The following is a 15317-nucleotide window of genomic DNA, read 5'->3' on the forward strand; positions in this document are numbered from 1 at the left end:
TAGCTGTGGTTGCAGACCGCATCATAACTGCTCCAGGCCCTGCACCCGTTAGCTTCACCTGCGCAGTGTTCGAAGGTGCCGGGCTATCTTCAGAGATCATTTCTCAGTTCAGGTCAATGTTGGCAGCGGAACATCGGTGACCACGTCGTGCTGCAAAACAGCCGATCAGGTGATGTGTTCGAGTGGCTGCTTTTGGCTGTGGATTCAACCGGTCGATGCAACACAACTAAATTCTGTGTAAGCAGAAGGAGTGTTGCAGATGAAGCAGAGACCTCGGATCTATTACACCGAAAGCCAGAAAAAACTGATGTGGGATCACTGGCAGAAAGGCGACACTTTTCCTTGTTGTCGTAGATGTTGAAGCCAGAAGACACAGTGCTGGAATAGAAACGGGCACCGTTACGTACTGACCCTGTCTCAGTAGGTATCACTGGAATGACATCAACCAAGCGATACCCGCTTAACCAAAATTGGCATGAGGAGAAGCTTGCCCACCTAGGCACGTACTTAACGCGATGCATTCGTCAGGCGAATATGACGTGTGCGTATTGTCGATTTCCATTCATAATACCCATACATCAATATCTCCCCATCCACACCGAAACACGAGAGGTTACGGTCATGTTTGGGAAGATCTCGATTCTTGCAACTGTTCCAATGGGCCTGGCTCTGATTGCCGGCGCCTTGATTCCTTTACAAGCCTCCAGCAATGGCGCCCTTGGCCGCGAGCTCGGTCATCCACTCTGGGCTGCCCTTACTTCGCTGATCGTCAGCTCAGCTGTGCTGATCGCCACCATCGTGGTTCTTCGCATACCGCAGCCAAACATTGCGGGAGCGTTGCAGGGGCCTTGGTGGCTCTGGATAGGCGGATTCAGCGGGGCCATTTACGTCGCAATGGCCACCTTCCTGCCCCCAAAGCTTGGCGCTTCGAACTACATCTTGTTCGTGATGGTGGGTCAGGTCATAGCCGCGATGCTAATCGATCACTTTGGCCTCCTCGGCCTGACCGCGAAGCCAATCAACTTGGTTCGGGTTGCAGGGGTGCTGATCATCTTCTTCGGATTGATCGTGGTTCAAGTGGGCTCAAACAAAGAGCCCGCTAATTCCGGAAAGTTGATTCAGACCGCAACGGTCAACGCGAACCTCAAATAAACCAGAGCCTCCCTTTCGGCTGGTGGTCGCTCTTGGTAGCCAGCCCTTTTTATTCAGGTCGACCCTCTAGTCGAACCAACGCACGCGGCTTGTGTGCGAATAGCCGAGAAATCTTTCTCGGCTGACATGAGGTGCATATGAACGGAAGTTCAGCACTATATTTTCGTAGAAAGATCGGAGTGTTATTTATGAATATCGTGAAACTGCAATTCAGTGATGGCCGTCCGAACGCTGTTGGCCTTGAAGAAGTAAACGCCGTGCTTCGGAGCGTAGGTGTTCGTGCAAGCACCGTGAGCATTCCGGACGCAGCCAAACCCATTTTGAAAGCATCGCAGTCCCGCACTGTCACCGAGGCCGAGCAAGAAGAACTGATCAGGCTCTTCAGCCTGAACCGCGCAGAGTTGCTTGAGCAGATCGAACTGGCTGGCCGTGTGCCCGAGACGCCACGTGGCGGCCTTCTTTCCACCCATCAGCCTGGCGTTGCCCCCTATCCCAAGGTCTATGACATGCTGGCCATCCCTGACGAACACCGTGCCGGCGTTCTGGAGAGCTTCGGTCGCTTCCACGTCAACATGGCCGAGAACGGTGTAGGTATCGATGAAGTGATGACCGTCGTATCGGGCGGCCCCTTCACCTGGATGTTCGCGCTGCCCGAAGGAGTTGTAGTACGGCTCACCGTTGGCCCAGCCAGTGAGGAAATAGCGATTCGCTTGAGTTATCCAGGCATGGGCATTCACGCCGGATACATGGATGCGAAACAGGGCTTGATCGTGGCATATGCTCACGGCCCCGAAGAGTTCGTAGTCCACTACGATGAGCCTACTGCGCCCCATGCGTATCTGTTGAACACCAATCCCTGGGTGGACTTCTCCGGCGACATGCCAACTCTGTTCGACAAGATTCACTAAGTCTAACGCTCACGAGCCTCCGTACCATTTGGCAACGGAGGTTCGCTTTCTGCCTCAGGAGACGATTGAATGTCTATTTTCAAAGTTCAGCACATCGACCACGTTGTCCTGCGAGTTGAGGACATGGAGCGGAGTGTCGATTTCTATACCCAGGTTCTCGGATGCTCAATTAAGAAGCGCAATGACCAGTACGCCATGATCCACCTTACAGCGGGAAGCTCGATGATCGATCTGGTGGACGTTAATGGCCCCTTGGGTGCCATGGGCGGCGGGGCGCCAGGGAAAGAACGACGTAATGTCGATCATTTCTGCCTTCGAGTCGAACCCTTCGATGAGCAGGCGATCCTTGCCCACTTGCAAGCTTTTGACATCGTTGCTGATAAGGCGGTGACTAGGTACGGGGCCGAAGGCGTTGGTCTATCGATTTACTGCTTCGATCCTGACGGTAATCAGGTTGAGCTCAAAGGCCCCGCTGAGTCGGGAGCTGCTTAAGTCAAGATTCAGGTGCTCTGGCTGCACTTCAAGATTGCTTCCCTGATCCACCTGTTGGCAGGGTCTGCGTCTTTACGGGCATGCCATGCTTGTTGATAGGACAGGACGGGAAGATCTAGAGGAGCATCGAACGTTCGGAGCGTTGGATATCTGTCGAGCCCACTGACGGCCCAGCTCGCAACGGTCAGGATAAGGTCTGTGCCGGCAATGAGCTCGATTGCGGCGCTCCAATGAGGAAGTGCCACAGCGATTCTTCGACGCAGTCCCATGCTTGCCAGCACTCTTTCGATCTCGTCATTCGCATCAGGCCGAAGGGCAAGCATCACATGCGGACGCTCCAGCCATTCCTCTAGCGTCAGGCAGCCACATTCCGGTAGGGCGCTTTCGTCGGCGAGGCTGACAAAATGCTCCGGGAAAAGCTCCTGCACATGGATGCCATCCGGATACTCCGGAAAGATACCAAGCGCCACATCGAGCTCACCATCAGCTAATTGGGCCATCATGGTTTCACGACTCGCTTGGCTGACAGCCAGATCCACTCCAGGCGCTACATTGCGAACATGCCGTACCAAGCCAGGCAGTACCCGGCGAGTGGCATAGTCGGACAGCGATAGCCGGAACCGTGCTTGAGAGCTGCTGGGGTCGAAGTCAGAAGCCCCCAGCAAGTCATTGAGGTGCCTTAACGCCTGTTCAAGAGGCCCTAGCAAGCTTTGAGCTCTGGCGGTGAGCACCAATTGCCCTTCGCGACGAATCAGCAATTGATCGTCAAAGTGCGCTCGAAGTTGAGCCAGGGCATGGCTGACAGCTGGCTGGCTCTTATGCAGTCGAACCGATGCCCGAGTCACGTGCCGCTCCAACAACAATGCATGAAGGGTCAGCAATAGATTTAGGTCGATTCTTCGTAGCTCTTCCAGCATGGGCTCGAATCTGTCAGGTGCGTCAGGACAGCGTACCAAACTGTCGTAAGCGATGACAGATCACTCTACCGGAGCAGGGTGACGACTCCTGGAGCAATACCGAAATTGTTGCCTTGACTGGTTCAATCCACATCCCAAAGCGGACGGTCACACTCGAAGTCAGCGGGTTGAAGCCGTCATGCTGTCGTATGATCCGACTCCCTACGAAAAGCAATTTACACCTGGGGCGTAACAGGTAGTCGCGATTGCGCAATCAACCACTCGATGAAATTGCTCACTTCCTCACGATCGCGATTACCTTCGCTGCACACGCAGTAATAGTTCTGCAAAGCTGGCACGGCAAGGGCGAGAGGCTGTACCAGTCGGCCTTCATCCAGATCGCGGGCGGACACAACCTCGTCGCTGAGTGCCACGCCGTACCCATCGCGAGCAGCTTGCAGAACCATGCCGAAATCATCGAAGTAAATATCCGAGTCACTCGATTGTCCAAAGCGTGCCTCGGACAGCCAGCGTCGCCACTGGGCGCCATCGTCTTCATGAAGCAATCGATAATGAGCCAGGTCGGACACGCTTCGAATGGCCTTGGGGCCGCGCAATAGTTGGGGGCTACATACGGGTGTCATGCGGATGCCGTGCAGTAATCGCCACCAGAAGCCAGGCCAGGGAGGGACGCCGTAAATCACGGCCAGATCGGCTCGTCGCCAATCAACTGTATTGAAGTAACTTGCGGTGATGACATTCAACTTGATGTGCGGATTGTCATCCATGAACGCGAAAAGCCGTGTGGCAAGCCAAGTGACGCCATGCACGCTGGGAATAGAAAGCGTCAATTCGATTTTCTGCCGTTCTCCCTCATGTTCACTGGACAGCTGTCGCACCCCATCCTGGATTTCGCAAATCGCGTTGGCTACCCGATGTTGCAAGAGACGGCCATTGTCGGTCAGGACCAGTCGTCGACCTTGCTTCTCGAATAACTCCTTACCCAGCCCACTTTGCAGAACCCGAAGCTGCTGACTGATTGCGCCCGTGGTGACATGTAACTCCACCGCCGCCGCGGCAATATTCCCCAGTCGTGCGACACATTCGAATACCCGAAAACTATGGAGAGGTGGGAGCGCCATTGCCGTGCCTATATTTCAGTTTTTCTAAAGAATAACCCTATAAAAAGTTTAGCTTGTTTGCCCTCTTTGTCGCCAGCACCATTGCCCTGCGTTACCGCATTCCTCCTCTAAACCACCAAAACAACAAGAGAAATGTCATGAGACAAGTAGCCGCAATTTTTCTGGGTTTGGGTATGGCCAGCAGCTTGGCCGTTGCAGCTGATCTGAGCAGCACGAAACCTTCGTTCGCTCAGGGCGACACATTAAAAGTCTGTACGGCCGGCGAGTTTCCACCGATGGAGTTCTACGCCAAGCCCGGCGACACCCAGATGGTTGGTTTTGAGGTGGATGTCATGGCTGCGCTGGCCAAACACTGGGGCGTAAAACTCCAGTTGGTTGTGGGCGATTTCAAAGGTCTGTTGCCGTCTCTCGACTCAGAACGTTGTGATGTCGTTGCCAGCGGCATGACCCTTACCAGCGAACGTTTGAAGCGCTACGACGGTGTTGGCTATTTCAAATCGTCCAAGGTCATGGTGACGTCGGCACGGGATGAGCAAACCCGCAAACCGGAAGATCTGAGCGGCAAGGTGATCGCTATCGAGGCGGGCACCACCTACGAGGACACGGTAAAGGCTCTCAACAAACAGCTGGTAGAAAACGGTCGCAAGCCCATCAGCATGCAGACGTACCCGTCGGCTTCGGCGGTCATCCAGCAGGTTCTCGTAGGGCGAGCAACCGCGACGATCACCCAGGATACAACGGCGGCTTATCGCAGTACCCAGGTACCTGGGCAACTACAGATTACCTACACCTATCCAGACGCTGACCTGTTTGGACTTTACCTGCGCAAGAACACTGCCGATTTGCAACAACTCAACAATGCGCTGGGTGCCTTGCAGCAAAGTGGTGAACTGAAAACGCTGCTCGCCAAGTGGAATCTGCCAACCCAGTCGACAGACGTCCAATTGGCTCAGCAGTAAGGGTGAGCGTCATGGTGTTTGATTCTTCGTTATTCCTGGACGCCGTATTCGGCTGGCCGCTGGCTAAAGGGGCGTTGCTGACCCTTGTGTTGTCGGTTGGTGTGATGGCGTTGTCGATGGGTGTTTCGCTGTTCACCGGCTCCTGTGCAACTTCGTCGCGGCGCGGCGTGCGCTGGTCGATGGCCAGTTATGTGTGGTTGTTCCGTGGTGCCCCGGCGTTGCTGGTCTTGCTGTTTATCTGGAATGGGCTACCGCAACTGTTCCCCAGTTTTCGTGGTGGCTGGTTCACGCCTTTTCTGGCGGCATTCATTGCTCTGACGCTGATACAGATCGCCTATCTGACCGAGATATTTCGCAGTGCATTTGCTGCGGTGAGCAGCGGCCAGCGCGAAGGCGCAGCGGCATTGGGCCTGCATCGATGGCAAGTGTTCATGCTGGTGGTGTTGCCGCAAGCCTTACGTATTGCGCTACCTGCTTTGGTTAACGAGTTCATCTCGCTGCTCAAGGCGACTTCCCTGGCGACCATCATCTCTTTGAATGAATTGATGACCACCACCCAGTTTGCAATTGCCACGAGTTTTCAGTTCCTGGAGTGGTACAGCGCTGCGTTGGTTTACTACATGTTGCTGGTCTCGGTATTGACGGGCTTGCAGATGCGCGTCGAGCGCGTTCTTTCCAATGGCTACCGCTAAGGGCGGTTTTCCGGGCAAAACAGGAGACACCATGAAACTGTCCATTGATACGCCAGTCGCGCTTGCCAAGACTCAGCCAACTGCGGTGGAAATTCGGGGGCTTGGCAAATGGTACGGGACGTTCCAAGTACTGAAAAATGTTGATCTGGATGTCCAGCAGGGCGAACGGGTGGTCATTTGCGGGCCCTCCGGTTCTGGCAAGTCCAGCCTGATTCGCTGCATCAATCGCCTGGAGGAACACCAGGAAGGACGCATCGTCGTCGACGGCGTGGAACTTACCGGTCAGCTCAAACGCATCGACCGGGTGCGTAGTGAAGTGGGTATGGTGTTTCAGCATTTCAATCTATTTCCTCACCTCACTATTCTTGAAAACTGCACCCTGGCTCCACGTTGGGTACGCAAAATGCCTCGTCGAGAAGCAGAGGAACTGGCCATGCATTACCTGGAGCGGGTACGCATCCCGGACAAAGCCCACTGCTATCCCGCCAAACTGTCGGGAGGCCAACAGCAGCGAGTTGCCATTGCACGAGCCTTGTGCATGAACCCCCGAGTGATGCTGTTCGATGAACCAACCTCAGCGCTGGACCCGGAGATGATCAAAGAGGTGCTCGACACCATGGTTCAACTGGCGGAAGAGGGGATGACCATGGTGTGTGTTACCCACGAAATGGGCTTTGCTCGCAAGGTGGCTGACAAAGTTGTCTTCATGGATGCAGGTCAAATCGTCGAGTGTGGTTCGCCTGATCAAATATTTACCCAGCCGAGCCACGAACGAACCCAGCGCTTTCTTGGCCAGCTTCTGCATTGAGGTGCTCCATGAGGGATGAATGGTACGAAAGGCAGGACCTGGGCGATGGCATCACGTGCTTGAGCGAGCCTTATGTGCACCGCTACTTTGCCGCCAACCTCTTTCACGTGCGAGGGCGCGATGCCGATCTGGTGATTGATTTCGGCATGGGGTTGGTTCCGTTACGACCAGCCCTGGCTCTAGAAGAAGGTAAGCGGCTTATTGCGGTGGCGACCCATATTCATGCCGACCATGTCGGCGGTTTCCATGAGTTCGAAACACGACTCGGGCACCCAGCTGAGGCGGAAGATTTTGCCCGCATGGTTGATCAGGACACCTTGGCTCATGTGTTTCGCAGCTTGCCGGGCGCAGTGACGCAATCTCCTTGCCTGAACTGGTCGCCGGAGCACTACTGCATCAGGCCGGCTCCATTGACCCAGACCGTAGAGGAGGGAGACATCATCGATCTGGGAGACAAACAGCTACGGGTACTTCATTTACCCGGTCACTCTCATGGCTCCATCGGCCTACTCGACGAATCTGCAGGTGTGCTTTTCAGTGGTGATGTCATCTACATCGGTGGATTGGTCGATAACCTGCCCTGCTCGAACCAGGCTCTTTACCGTCAGACGATGCAACGCTTGATCGATCTGGAGGTGCAGTGCATTCACGGAGGACATGGCGCAGTCATGTCCTCCGAGCAGATGAAGGCTATTGCGAGGCAATATCTTCACGGCACATCAGCCAAGGCAACGATCTGATCGGGCGGGTTATCGAATAGAGTGTTATATCCGTCTGGAGCATCGTTTCACCGTAAACGATTGCCCACTTTTGGCCATTGCTGCCGTTCATGAAGGGCAGCTTCTGGCTGATTGTCGCCTGTTGCGATGGGCTGAAACCGAGCTATAACTGCCTGTCGCAGTAGCCAGAAATTGACCGCCCGGATCTATACCCAGGTGCAGACGGATTCTAGATTGCTTGTATCCCCCCAGGGGGGATAAGATTCGCGTAATTCTCTAATCTCGAAGACTCAAATCATGAGTGAGCACGAACACGCGCACCCACACGTCCACCAAAGTCATGAGGCGATCATCAAACGCCTCAAGCGGGCAGACGGCCATTTACGCGCAATCATCACCATGATCGAAGAGGGGCGTGAGTGCGTAGACATTGCCCAGCAGCTGCATGCTGTTGAAAAAGCGGTGTGCCAAGCCAAGCGCACGCTCATACAGGATCACATTGATCACTGCCTGGAGGACACTGTCTCGGCGTTGAACACTGGCGAGCGCGCACCACTGGAAGCCTTCAAGCAAATCACCAAGTACCTCTAGGTCTGACATGCCCAATTTCGCTGAACTGCTGCAACAAGGCGGGGCTCACGCCTGGCTGTATTTCCCGAGCGCCATTCTGCTCGGTGCCTTGCATGGCCTGGAACCAGGCCATTCAAAAACCATGATGGCGGCCTTTATCGTGGCCATCCGTGGCTCGGTCAAACAGGCCGTTCTGTTGGGCTTGGCCGCGACGCTGTCGCACACCGCAGTGGTCTGGTTGGTCGCCATCGGCGGCATGTACCTGGGCCAAGGCCTCGACGCTCAAACCACTGAGCCGTACTTCCAGATGGCGTCCTGCGCACTGATCATCGTGATTGCGCTTTGGATGCTGTGGCGTACCTGGCGCGGTGAGCAGATGTTCAAGTTCGAGCAAGGTGATGACCACCACCACGGCGAACATGACCATGACCATGACCATGACCATGACCATGACCATGACCATGACCATGACCATGACCATGACCATGACCATGACCATGACCATCATGATGAAACCCACCGAATCGATACCGGCCATGGCCGTGTCGAACTGTCGATATTCGAAGTAGACATGCCACCGCATTGGCGCCTGAAAACATTGACCGGACATGCCTGGGCTGCCTCAGATGTTCGCCTGATGACGACTCGTCCAGACGGCAGCACGCAATCCTTCTCTTTTGTCGAGCGCGAAGGCTTCCTGGAGTCGGCAGTCGATATCCCGGAGCCGCATGAATTCAGTGCTCGCTTGAGCCTTGGGCATGCGGGGCATTCCCATGATTACGATCTGGAGTATCAGGAGCATGATCACGGGCATGCGCCTTCCGGACCGGAAGGCCTGGAGTTGTCGATTGATGGCTATCAGGATGCGCATGAACGTGCGCATGCCAACGACATCCGCAAGCGCTTTACCAACCGTGAGGTCACCACAGGCCAGATCGTCATGTTCGGTCTTACAGGCGGTTTGATTCCGTGCCCTGCGGCCATCACCGTACTGCTGCTGTGCCTACAGGTTAAAGAAGTGGCGCTGGGTGGGATGCTGGTTCTGTGCTTCAGCATTGGCTTGGCGATTACCTTGGTGGCGGTGGGAGTGGCGGCGGCCATTGGCGCTAAACAGGCGTCCAATCGCTGGCCATGGCTGGGCTCCGTGGCTCGTCGAGCGCCATACCTGTCGAGCGTGTTGATCATCGGTGTAGGTCTGTACGTAGGCTTCCATGGCTGGATCGGCCTGACCGCATAACGCTGTGTAACCGGGACTCTTCACATTTGCGCAGGCCAGTTATGCGTTTCACCTTGGCATTCCTTGCACCATGCGTAGAGTGCGTCATACAGGATCAGGCCGTGTACCAGCATCTCATGGTCATTCGCAAAGCACTTCGACAGTCCCAGTGAGATGGCGTACAACCCGGCCGATTGCGGCGTTAGATCCAGGCGAGAGGTATCAGCGCCGCGCACGATCCTGGCCAGATGCTGCAAGGCGGGTTCACTGAGCCGGTACTTCTTTAGAAATGCATCGAAGCTGCACAGCTCGCCCTCATGGGTCAGCTCAACGCCGGGAATGTCGTAAGGTGCAGCATCTTTCTCTGCGGCTATGCGCAGCACATCAGCGCTGGGCACATACAAAAACTCGGGTTGCGGATCGATAAAACGAGCGATCAACCAAGGACAGGCGATGCGGTCGATCTTGGGTCGTTCACGGGTAATCCACCTCATGGAACACCTCCTGCCTAGCTCGGTAGGCTGGGTGATCTGGCGAGCCCGGTGCCCGCCATAGACTGTTAACCAGCTCGTGTTTTCAGCGCAACAGATGCACTGCCAAGCCGACGAGTGCGCAGGTCATCAGCACCTGAATAACGCCCCGCTTGAAGCGGAACAAGGCAATTGCCGCTGCAATGGCGATCAGGGCTGAGGGCCAATCGAGGTTGCCGCTGAAGCCCTTCGGCCATAGCACGTGATAACCGAAGAAACACGCCAGATTGAGGATCACGCCGACGACTGCCGCTGTAATGGCAGTTAGCGGTGCCGTGAACTTGAGTTCGTTGTGGGTCGACTCCACCAGCGGGCCACCCGCGAGGATGAACAGGAACGAGGGCAGGAAGGTGAACCATGTCACCAGGGAGGCGGCGACAGCCCCAGCCAGAAACATTTGATCGGCACCGAACACTTGCGAGACATAGGCCCCGACAAAGCCGACGAAGGCCACCACCATGATCAGCGGCCCTGGTGTGGTTTCGCCTAACGCCAATCCGTCGATCATTTGTGTCGGGGTTAGCCAGCCATAGTGACCAACCGCGCCTTGGTACACATATGGGAGTACCGCGTAGGCCCCGCCAAACGTCAGCAGCGCCGCTTTGGTAAAGAACCAGCCCATCTGGGTCAAAGTGCCTTCCCAGCCAAAGAGTGCGGTCAAAATCCCCATCGGCAATGCCCATAGTGCGGCGCCAATCAGTGCGAGCGATGCCAATTTCAACCAGCTGAACCGGGCATGCTCCGGGGACGGAGTGTCGTCATCGATCAAGGCCGGGCCGAAGGATTTTTTTGCGGCGCTATGGCCCCCGGCTCTGAATTTTTCGGGTGCCAGGCGTCCACCGACATAACCGATCAGTGCGGCACCCAGAACGATCAAAGGGAACGGCACATTGAACGCGAAGATTGCGGTGAATGAGGCTGCCGCTATCGCCCATAGCCAATTGTTCTTCAATGCCCGAGAGCCTATTCGATGGGCCGCCTGCACGACGATGGCGGTCACGGCGGGCTTGATGCCATAGAAGAGCCCCGCAACCACAGGCACTTCGCCGAAGGCGATGTACATCCACGACAAAGCGATCAGGATGAACAAAGAGGGCAGCACAAACAGCACGCCCGCAATCACCCCGCCCCAAGTTCGATGCATCAGCCAGCCGATATAGGTTGCCAACTGCTGAGCCTCTGGCCCAGGGAGCAACATGCAGTAGTTGAGGGCATGCAGGAATCTGCGCTCGGATATCCAGCGCCGCCGCTCTACCAACTCCTGATGCATGATCGAGATCTGTCCCGCAGGCCCGCCGAAGCTGATGAAGCCGAGCTTCAACCAGAACCGGAACGCTTCACGCAAACTGATCGCTTCCGGCCTCAACAGCTCTTCTTCAACCATTGGTGCCAAATCCTTACTCATTGGGTTGTTCCTCTTTCACAAACCCGGCGAGCAGACCGTCGAAAATGCCGCTCGCAGCGACCAGCAAATGGTCGTCGTGGGTAATGGTTTCGCGCAGTCCTGCCAGCACACGCTCGACACCGGCAGCCTCCACCGGCTGAATGCCTCCGATATCGAGGTAGTGCACCAGGGCCGCAATGCGGTTCAGACCGGACTCTTGAAGCTCAAAACTGGCTTGCAGGGTTTCGAAGCTCACGCGGTTGCCGACATGACTGAAAGTCGCCTCATCGAAATCGAAGCCCAACGCATCGGCCGGACAGTCCTGTGGCGTGTCCAGCCAGAGGATCTGAGCATTGGGGTCAATGAAGCGACGGATCAGCCAGGCACAAGCCAGGCGGTCAACCCAAGGACGCTTGCGGGTTGCCCAGAGTCGCCCCTGAAAGTCGTCACGGTTGAGCACCGTTATGGGTATGTTGTGGCTGTGCGGTTCGTCTGGGGACAGGACTCTGCTGACTGCTGTCTCCAACTCCTGCAAAGCAGCGTCGATTTGTTGCTTCGGTTTGCCTGGGAAGTAATCGATGTTGGTCAGCAGGTCGTAGGTTTTACGCAGTTTGCGAACCTGTTTCGTGAGGGCCAATGCGTTTTCAGGATTGAGCTGCCCACGGCATTCTTCGATCTCTGCGTGTAGCTTGCCGTAGTCCTCGCTGCGGTCGAACAACCCGACAAAACGCTCACCGTCAGGATCCATGACAGGCAGGACAAATGCGGTGCCATTGATGGCCAGGATGTCCCGTTCGACAGCTGCGAGCGCTTCACGACAGACACCGGTATCAGGCAGCAGATAGGCACCATCACGCAGAACCGCCGCACCAGCAGCTTTCAGTGCACGCCAAGCGCGCATGCGCTCGGTGGCATTCGCTGTCGGTAAGCCAAGAATCAACGCTAGCCAGTTTAACATGTAGAGCTCGCTAGTTTTTTTGTAGTGATGTTTACAGTAGCGCTGATTCGGGCGGTCGAAAAGCCCCCTTCATGACGTAATGCTGTTCAGTTAAGCGAATGTGGTCCTCTGTAGGAGCAAGCTCGCTCCTACAATTTCCTTAACTGAACAGCATTGCCTTCATGACGGAAATTTTGGCGAATTGGCTTGAGACGGGAGTAAGCAGGGTGTGCGATATGGGCACTACCAGAAAGGCATTGATTTTTAGAAATGGATTTCAGCGGTCTTGAGGCCCAAGTCTCGAAGCTCGGCGATCAGGTCATCCAGATGCCCGAAAGACTCGACTTCCTCGTTGTCATCAACCAGGAAATAACTTCTCCCGGCGTCCTTCTTGAAGAACACGATCCACTCCTTGGGGTTGGTTGGATTCGCGATCACATGGGTGTCAAAGGTCACGCCTTCGGCGTGTTTGCTTTTCACAGTTTTACGATTCATGTCAGTCACCACGCTACGCGCGCTCTCAAGATTCTCTATTTGCAGTGCATGCCCGCCCAGCTCCATCTGAACTTTCACTATAAACATCTCCAGCCGCACGAAGCGGTGGATCAAGGGCATTTCAATTATCACTGTATGTTAATATTATGCACATGCATCCACTGAGGAGCTAGCCATGATTGCAATAGGTGAGGCATGGAAGGCGGGGTTGTTGGGGCGAGAGCATTGGCTCCGCAATTTGGTGTCTGGCGTGATCGTCGGGGTCGTGGCGCTCCCCCTTGCAATGGCGTTTGCCATTGCATCTGGCGTCAAACCTGAGCAAGGCATCTACACCGCAATCATCGGTGGTCTGCTGGTTTCACTCTTTGGCGGAAGCCGCTTGCAGATTGCCGGGCCGACAGGTGCGTTCATTGTGATTCTGGCGGGGGTCACGGCCAAGCATGGTGTTGACGGTCTGCAAATCGCCACGATGATGGCGGGGGTCATGTTGTTATTGCTGGGGATGGCCCGCCTCGGTGCAATCATCAAGTTTATCCCTGACCCGGTGATAGTCGGATTCACTGCGGGCATCGGCGTGATCATCTGGGTCGGACAGTGGAAAGACTTTTTCGGTTTACCGAAGATCAGTGGAGTGCATTTCCATGAAAAGATCTGGCATTTGCTCCAGGCGCTCCCGGATCTTCACATGGCCACGACCCTGCTGGCGGTACTTAGTCTTTTGCTGGTCACAACCGCGTCCAGAATTCCCGGACTCAAACGGGTACCTGGCCCATTAGTCGCAATGGCAGTAGCTACAGCGATACAGTCAACCTTTCATTTCGAGGGGGTAGCCACGATTGGCAGTGCATTTGGGGGCATACCTCAAGGCCTTCCAGCGTTGAGCCTGCCTGAAATCACGTTGTCTCGCGTCATCGATTTGATTGGTCCGGCGTTCACTATCGCCATGCTTGGAGCAATCGAATCGCTGCTGTCCGCAATGGTGGCCGATGGCATGGCGGGCACCAAGCACGATTCCAATCAGGAACTGATCGGTCAGGGAGTGGCTAATCTGGTCACGCCATTGTTTGGCGGTTTCGCAGCTACCGGAGCCATTGCCCGTACTGCAACCAATATCCGTAACGGCGGCACGAGCCCGCTGGCCGGCATTACGCACGCGGTCACCTTGGTGCTTATTATTCTGTTTCTGGCACCTCTGGCCTCAAACATTCCACTGTGCGCCCTGGCCGCCATTCTTTTCGTGGTCGCGTACAACATGAGCGAGTTGAAGCACTTCAAACGCATGGTCCAGCGGGCTCCACGCGCAGACGTAGCTATTCTGCTCATCACTTTCAGCCTCACAGTGTTCAGTGACCTGGTGATCGCCGTGAATATCGGCGTCATTCTTGCGATGCTGCACTTCATGCGCCGCATGGCTTCATCTGTGGAGGTGCAACAGGTAATCGAGCACGAGCTTGAAGAAGAGCTGAGGGCCAATGGCCACACTCGCCTGCCGCCAGGGACATTGATTTATACGATTGAAGGGCCATTGTTCTTTGGCGCGGTTGAGACCTTCGAGCGAGTCTTGGCACAGACCCATACCGATCCACGTCTGCTGATTATTCGCTTGAAGCGTGTACCGTTTATGGATATCACTGGCTTGCAGGTGCTGGAGGAGGTCATTCAGCAACTGCACAAACGCAACATCGTGGTGAAACTCTGCGAAGCGAACACGAAGGTGCTCCACAAGCTCGATAGGGTAGGTATCTTGCAAGAAATCGGCACGGAGCATTACCACGCCGACTTCAACACCGCGCTGGCTAAAGCGGTCAGTATTGCAGAGGGCCCGTCGACCCTCTAGGGGCTTACCGCCCGTATCAGGTTATGACTTGGTAGTGGCGGCATGCTTACTTTTGGTCGAATAGCTGGCACCGTGGGTGTCCAGGTAGTCACGAATCAGTTGACGGACAACCTGCGAAGGTGTCAGGTCTTGTGCTGCACAGAGTTCCTCGAAGGCTTTTTTCTTGACGGGATCAATGAGCACAGTGAGGCGCGCAGTCTTGCTTTCCATAGGGTATTCAATCGCTCAAGTCGCTAGATGTTAATCAAATTGTAATTGCCTTGTCCCGTGCTGTCACTGTGCTGCTCGTTACTTCGACTTTACCCACAAGAAAAGATTTGGCTCTCACGGTGGGTGATGAGTCGGAGCTGCTTCGACTCAGCGTGGATAATCCCCATCCCCTGCCTTATGGCTAGGGAGACTGGGGCAATTAACTGTACGCGTCCGGCAAAGTCATCTGGCTGACTCCGCTAGTCCAGGGATGGTGTCCACCTGATTTTCAGGAAGGACAGCTAACCCTTGGCCGATGAGAATAACGAGACATTCGTTGTTAGATGATTGCGTTCGCGTGAACATTTTTACCTGCTTGTGCAGCAGAAGT

General features: G+C 55.3%; 17 protein-coding genes and 1 pseudogene. 11 read left to right on the forward strand and 7 right to left on the reverse strand.

The features are described 5' to 3' along the window. The 4 genes and pseudogenes from AC1DKH_RS00005 to AC1DKH_RS00020 all read left to right on the forward strand — a co-directional run. Positions 1 to 140, forward strand: a pseudogene (locus AC1DKH_RS00005) (glutamine amidotransferase); the annotation flags it as partial. A 481-nt stretch (positions 141 to 621) separates the two neighbouring features. Next, positions 622 to 1152, forward strand: a complete 531-nt coding sequence (locus tag AC1DKH_RS00010) for a DMT family transporter (protein ID WP_477755686.1) — start codon at positions 622 to 624, stop codon at positions 1150 to 1152. A 188-nt stretch (positions 1153 to 1340) separates the two neighbouring features. Beyond that, on the forward strand, positions 1341 to 2060 hold the full coding sequence (locus AC1DKH_RS00015) for a hypothetical protein (protein ID WP_477797076.1): 720 nt from the start codon (positions 1341 to 1343) through the stop codon (positions 2058 to 2060). A gap of 69 nt (positions 2061 to 2129) precedes the next feature. Continuing rightward, positions 2130 to 2552 carry a VOC family protein gene (locus tag AC1DKH_RS00020; RefSeq protein WP_477755684.1) on the forward strand — a complete coding sequence of 141 codons (423 nt, stop codon included), beginning with the start codon at positions 2130 to 2132 and terminating at the stop codon, positions 2550 to 2552. Positions 2553 to 2560: 8 nt separating this feature from the next. Here the strand turns inward: AC1DKH_RS00020 and AC1DKH_RS00025 are convergent, their stop codons facing one another. Together AC1DKH_RS00025 and AC1DKH_RS00030 are read right to left on the reverse strand one after the other, a co-directional pair. After that, positions 2561 to 3466 carry a LysR family transcriptional regulator gene (locus AC1DKH_RS00025; RefSeq protein ID WP_477755691.1) on the reverse strand — a complete coding sequence of 302 codons (906 nt, stop codon included), beginning with the start codon at positions 3464 to 3466 and terminating at the stop codon, positions 2561 to 2563. Between the two features lie 218 nt (positions 3467 to 3684). After that, positions 3685 to 4590 carry a LysR substrate-binding domain-containing protein gene (locus AC1DKH_RS00030; RefSeq protein WP_477760236.1) on the reverse strand — a complete coding sequence of 302 codons (906 nt, stop codon included), beginning with the start codon at positions 4588 to 4590 and terminating at the stop codon, positions 3685 to 3687. 137 nt (positions 4591 to 4727) lie between these two features. Between AC1DKH_RS00030 and AC1DKH_RS00035 the strand changes: the two genes are divergently transcribed. The 6 genes from AC1DKH_RS00035 (at position 4728) to AC1DKH_RS00060 (ending at position 9575) form a co-directional block, all read left to right on the forward strand. Then, a complete protein-coding gene (locus AC1DKH_RS00035; RefSeq protein ID WP_477756179.1) occupies positions 4728 to 5549 on the forward strand; it encodes an ABC transporter substrate-binding protein in 822 nt (273 codons plus the stop codon). 11 nt (positions 5550 to 5560) lie between these two features. After that, a complete protein-coding gene (locus AC1DKH_RS00040) occupies positions 5561 to 6241 on the forward strand; it encodes an amino acid ABC transporter permease (protein WP_477765053.1) in 681 nt (226 codons plus the stop codon). Positions 6242 to 6272: 31 nt separating this feature from the next. Continuing rightward, positions 6273 to 7049: an amino acid ABC transporter ATP-binding protein gene (locus tag AC1DKH_RS00045; protein ID WP_477788131.1), complete on the forward strand. Its 777-nt coding sequence runs from the start codon at positions 6273 to 6275 to the stop codon at positions 7047 to 7049. An 8-nt stretch (positions 7050 to 7057) separates the two neighbouring features. Next, on the forward strand, positions 7058 to 7789 hold the full coding sequence (locus AC1DKH_RS00050; protein WP_477756176.1) for an MBL fold metallo-hydrolase: 732 nt from the start codon (positions 7058 to 7060) through the stop codon (positions 7787 to 7789). 276 nt (positions 7790 to 8065) lie between these two features. Beyond that, positions 8066 to 8359 (forward strand): metal-sensing transcriptional repressor, encoded by a 294-nt coding sequence (locus AC1DKH_RS00055; RefSeq protein ID WP_477797077.1) that lies wholly within the window; start codon positions 8066 to 8068, stop codon positions 8357 to 8359. 7 nt (positions 8360 to 8366) lie between these two features. Beyond that, on the forward strand, positions 8367 to 9575 hold the full coding sequence (locus tag AC1DKH_RS00060) for a nickel/cobalt efflux transporter (protein ID WP_477797078.1): 1209 nt from the start codon (positions 8367 to 8369) through the stop codon (positions 9573 to 9575). A 20-nt stretch (positions 9576 to 9595) separates the two neighbouring features. Here AC1DKH_RS00060 and AC1DKH_RS00065 read toward each other — a convergent pair whose 3' ends face one another. The 4 genes from AC1DKH_RS00065 to AC1DKH_RS00080 form a co-directional block, all read right to left on the reverse strand. Beyond that, the gene (locus AC1DKH_RS00065; protein ID WP_477760237.1) at positions 9596 to 10048 is read right to left on the reverse strand and encodes a chromate resistance protein ChrB domain-containing protein; all 453 of its coding nucleotides are present in this window, start codon (positions 10046 to 10048) and stop codon (positions 9596 to 9598) included. Positions 10049 to 10130: 82 nt separating this feature from the next. Beyond that, positions 10131 to 11489, reverse strand: a complete 1359-nt coding sequence (gene chrA, locus AC1DKH_RS00070) for a chromate efflux transporter (RefSeq protein WP_477760238.1) — start codon at positions 11487 to 11489, stop codon at positions 10131 to 10133. After that, entirely contained in the window at positions 11482 to 12426 is a 945-nt protein-coding gene (locus tag AC1DKH_RS00075; protein ID WP_477797079.1) for a chromate resistance protein ChrB domain-containing protein, read from the reverse strand. Before AC1DKH_RS00075 ends, chrA begins: the two co-directional genes overlap by 8 nt. A gap of 243 nt (positions 12427 to 12669) precedes the next feature. Beyond that, positions 12670 to 12900 (reverse strand): hypothetical protein, encoded by a 231-nt coding sequence (locus AC1DKH_RS00080; RefSeq protein WP_046043128.1) that lies wholly within the window; start codon positions 12898 to 12900, stop codon positions 12670 to 12672. 175 nt (positions 12901 to 13075) lie between these two features. Here AC1DKH_RS00080 and AC1DKH_RS00085 point away from each other — a divergent pair, with 175 nt between their 5' ends. Continuing rightward, positions 13076 to 14737 carry a SulP family inorganic anion transporter gene (locus AC1DKH_RS00085; RefSeq protein WP_477797080.1) on the forward strand — a complete coding sequence of 554 codons (1662 nt, stop codon included), beginning with the start codon at positions 13076 to 13078 and terminating at the stop codon, positions 14735 to 14737. A gap of 21 nt (positions 14738 to 14758) precedes the next feature. On the opposite strand, the gene AC1DKH_RS00090 is transcribed toward AC1DKH_RS00085, so the two are convergent. Next, positions 14759 to 14947, reverse strand: a complete 189-nt coding sequence (locus AC1DKH_RS00090) for a CopG family transcriptional regulator (RefSeq protein ID WP_477757018.1) — start codon at positions 14945 to 14947, stop codon at positions 14759 to 14761. Positions 14948 to 15317: the final 370 nt, after the last annotated feature.

Source organism: Pseudomonas sp. 05L36, from assembly GCF_056398125.1.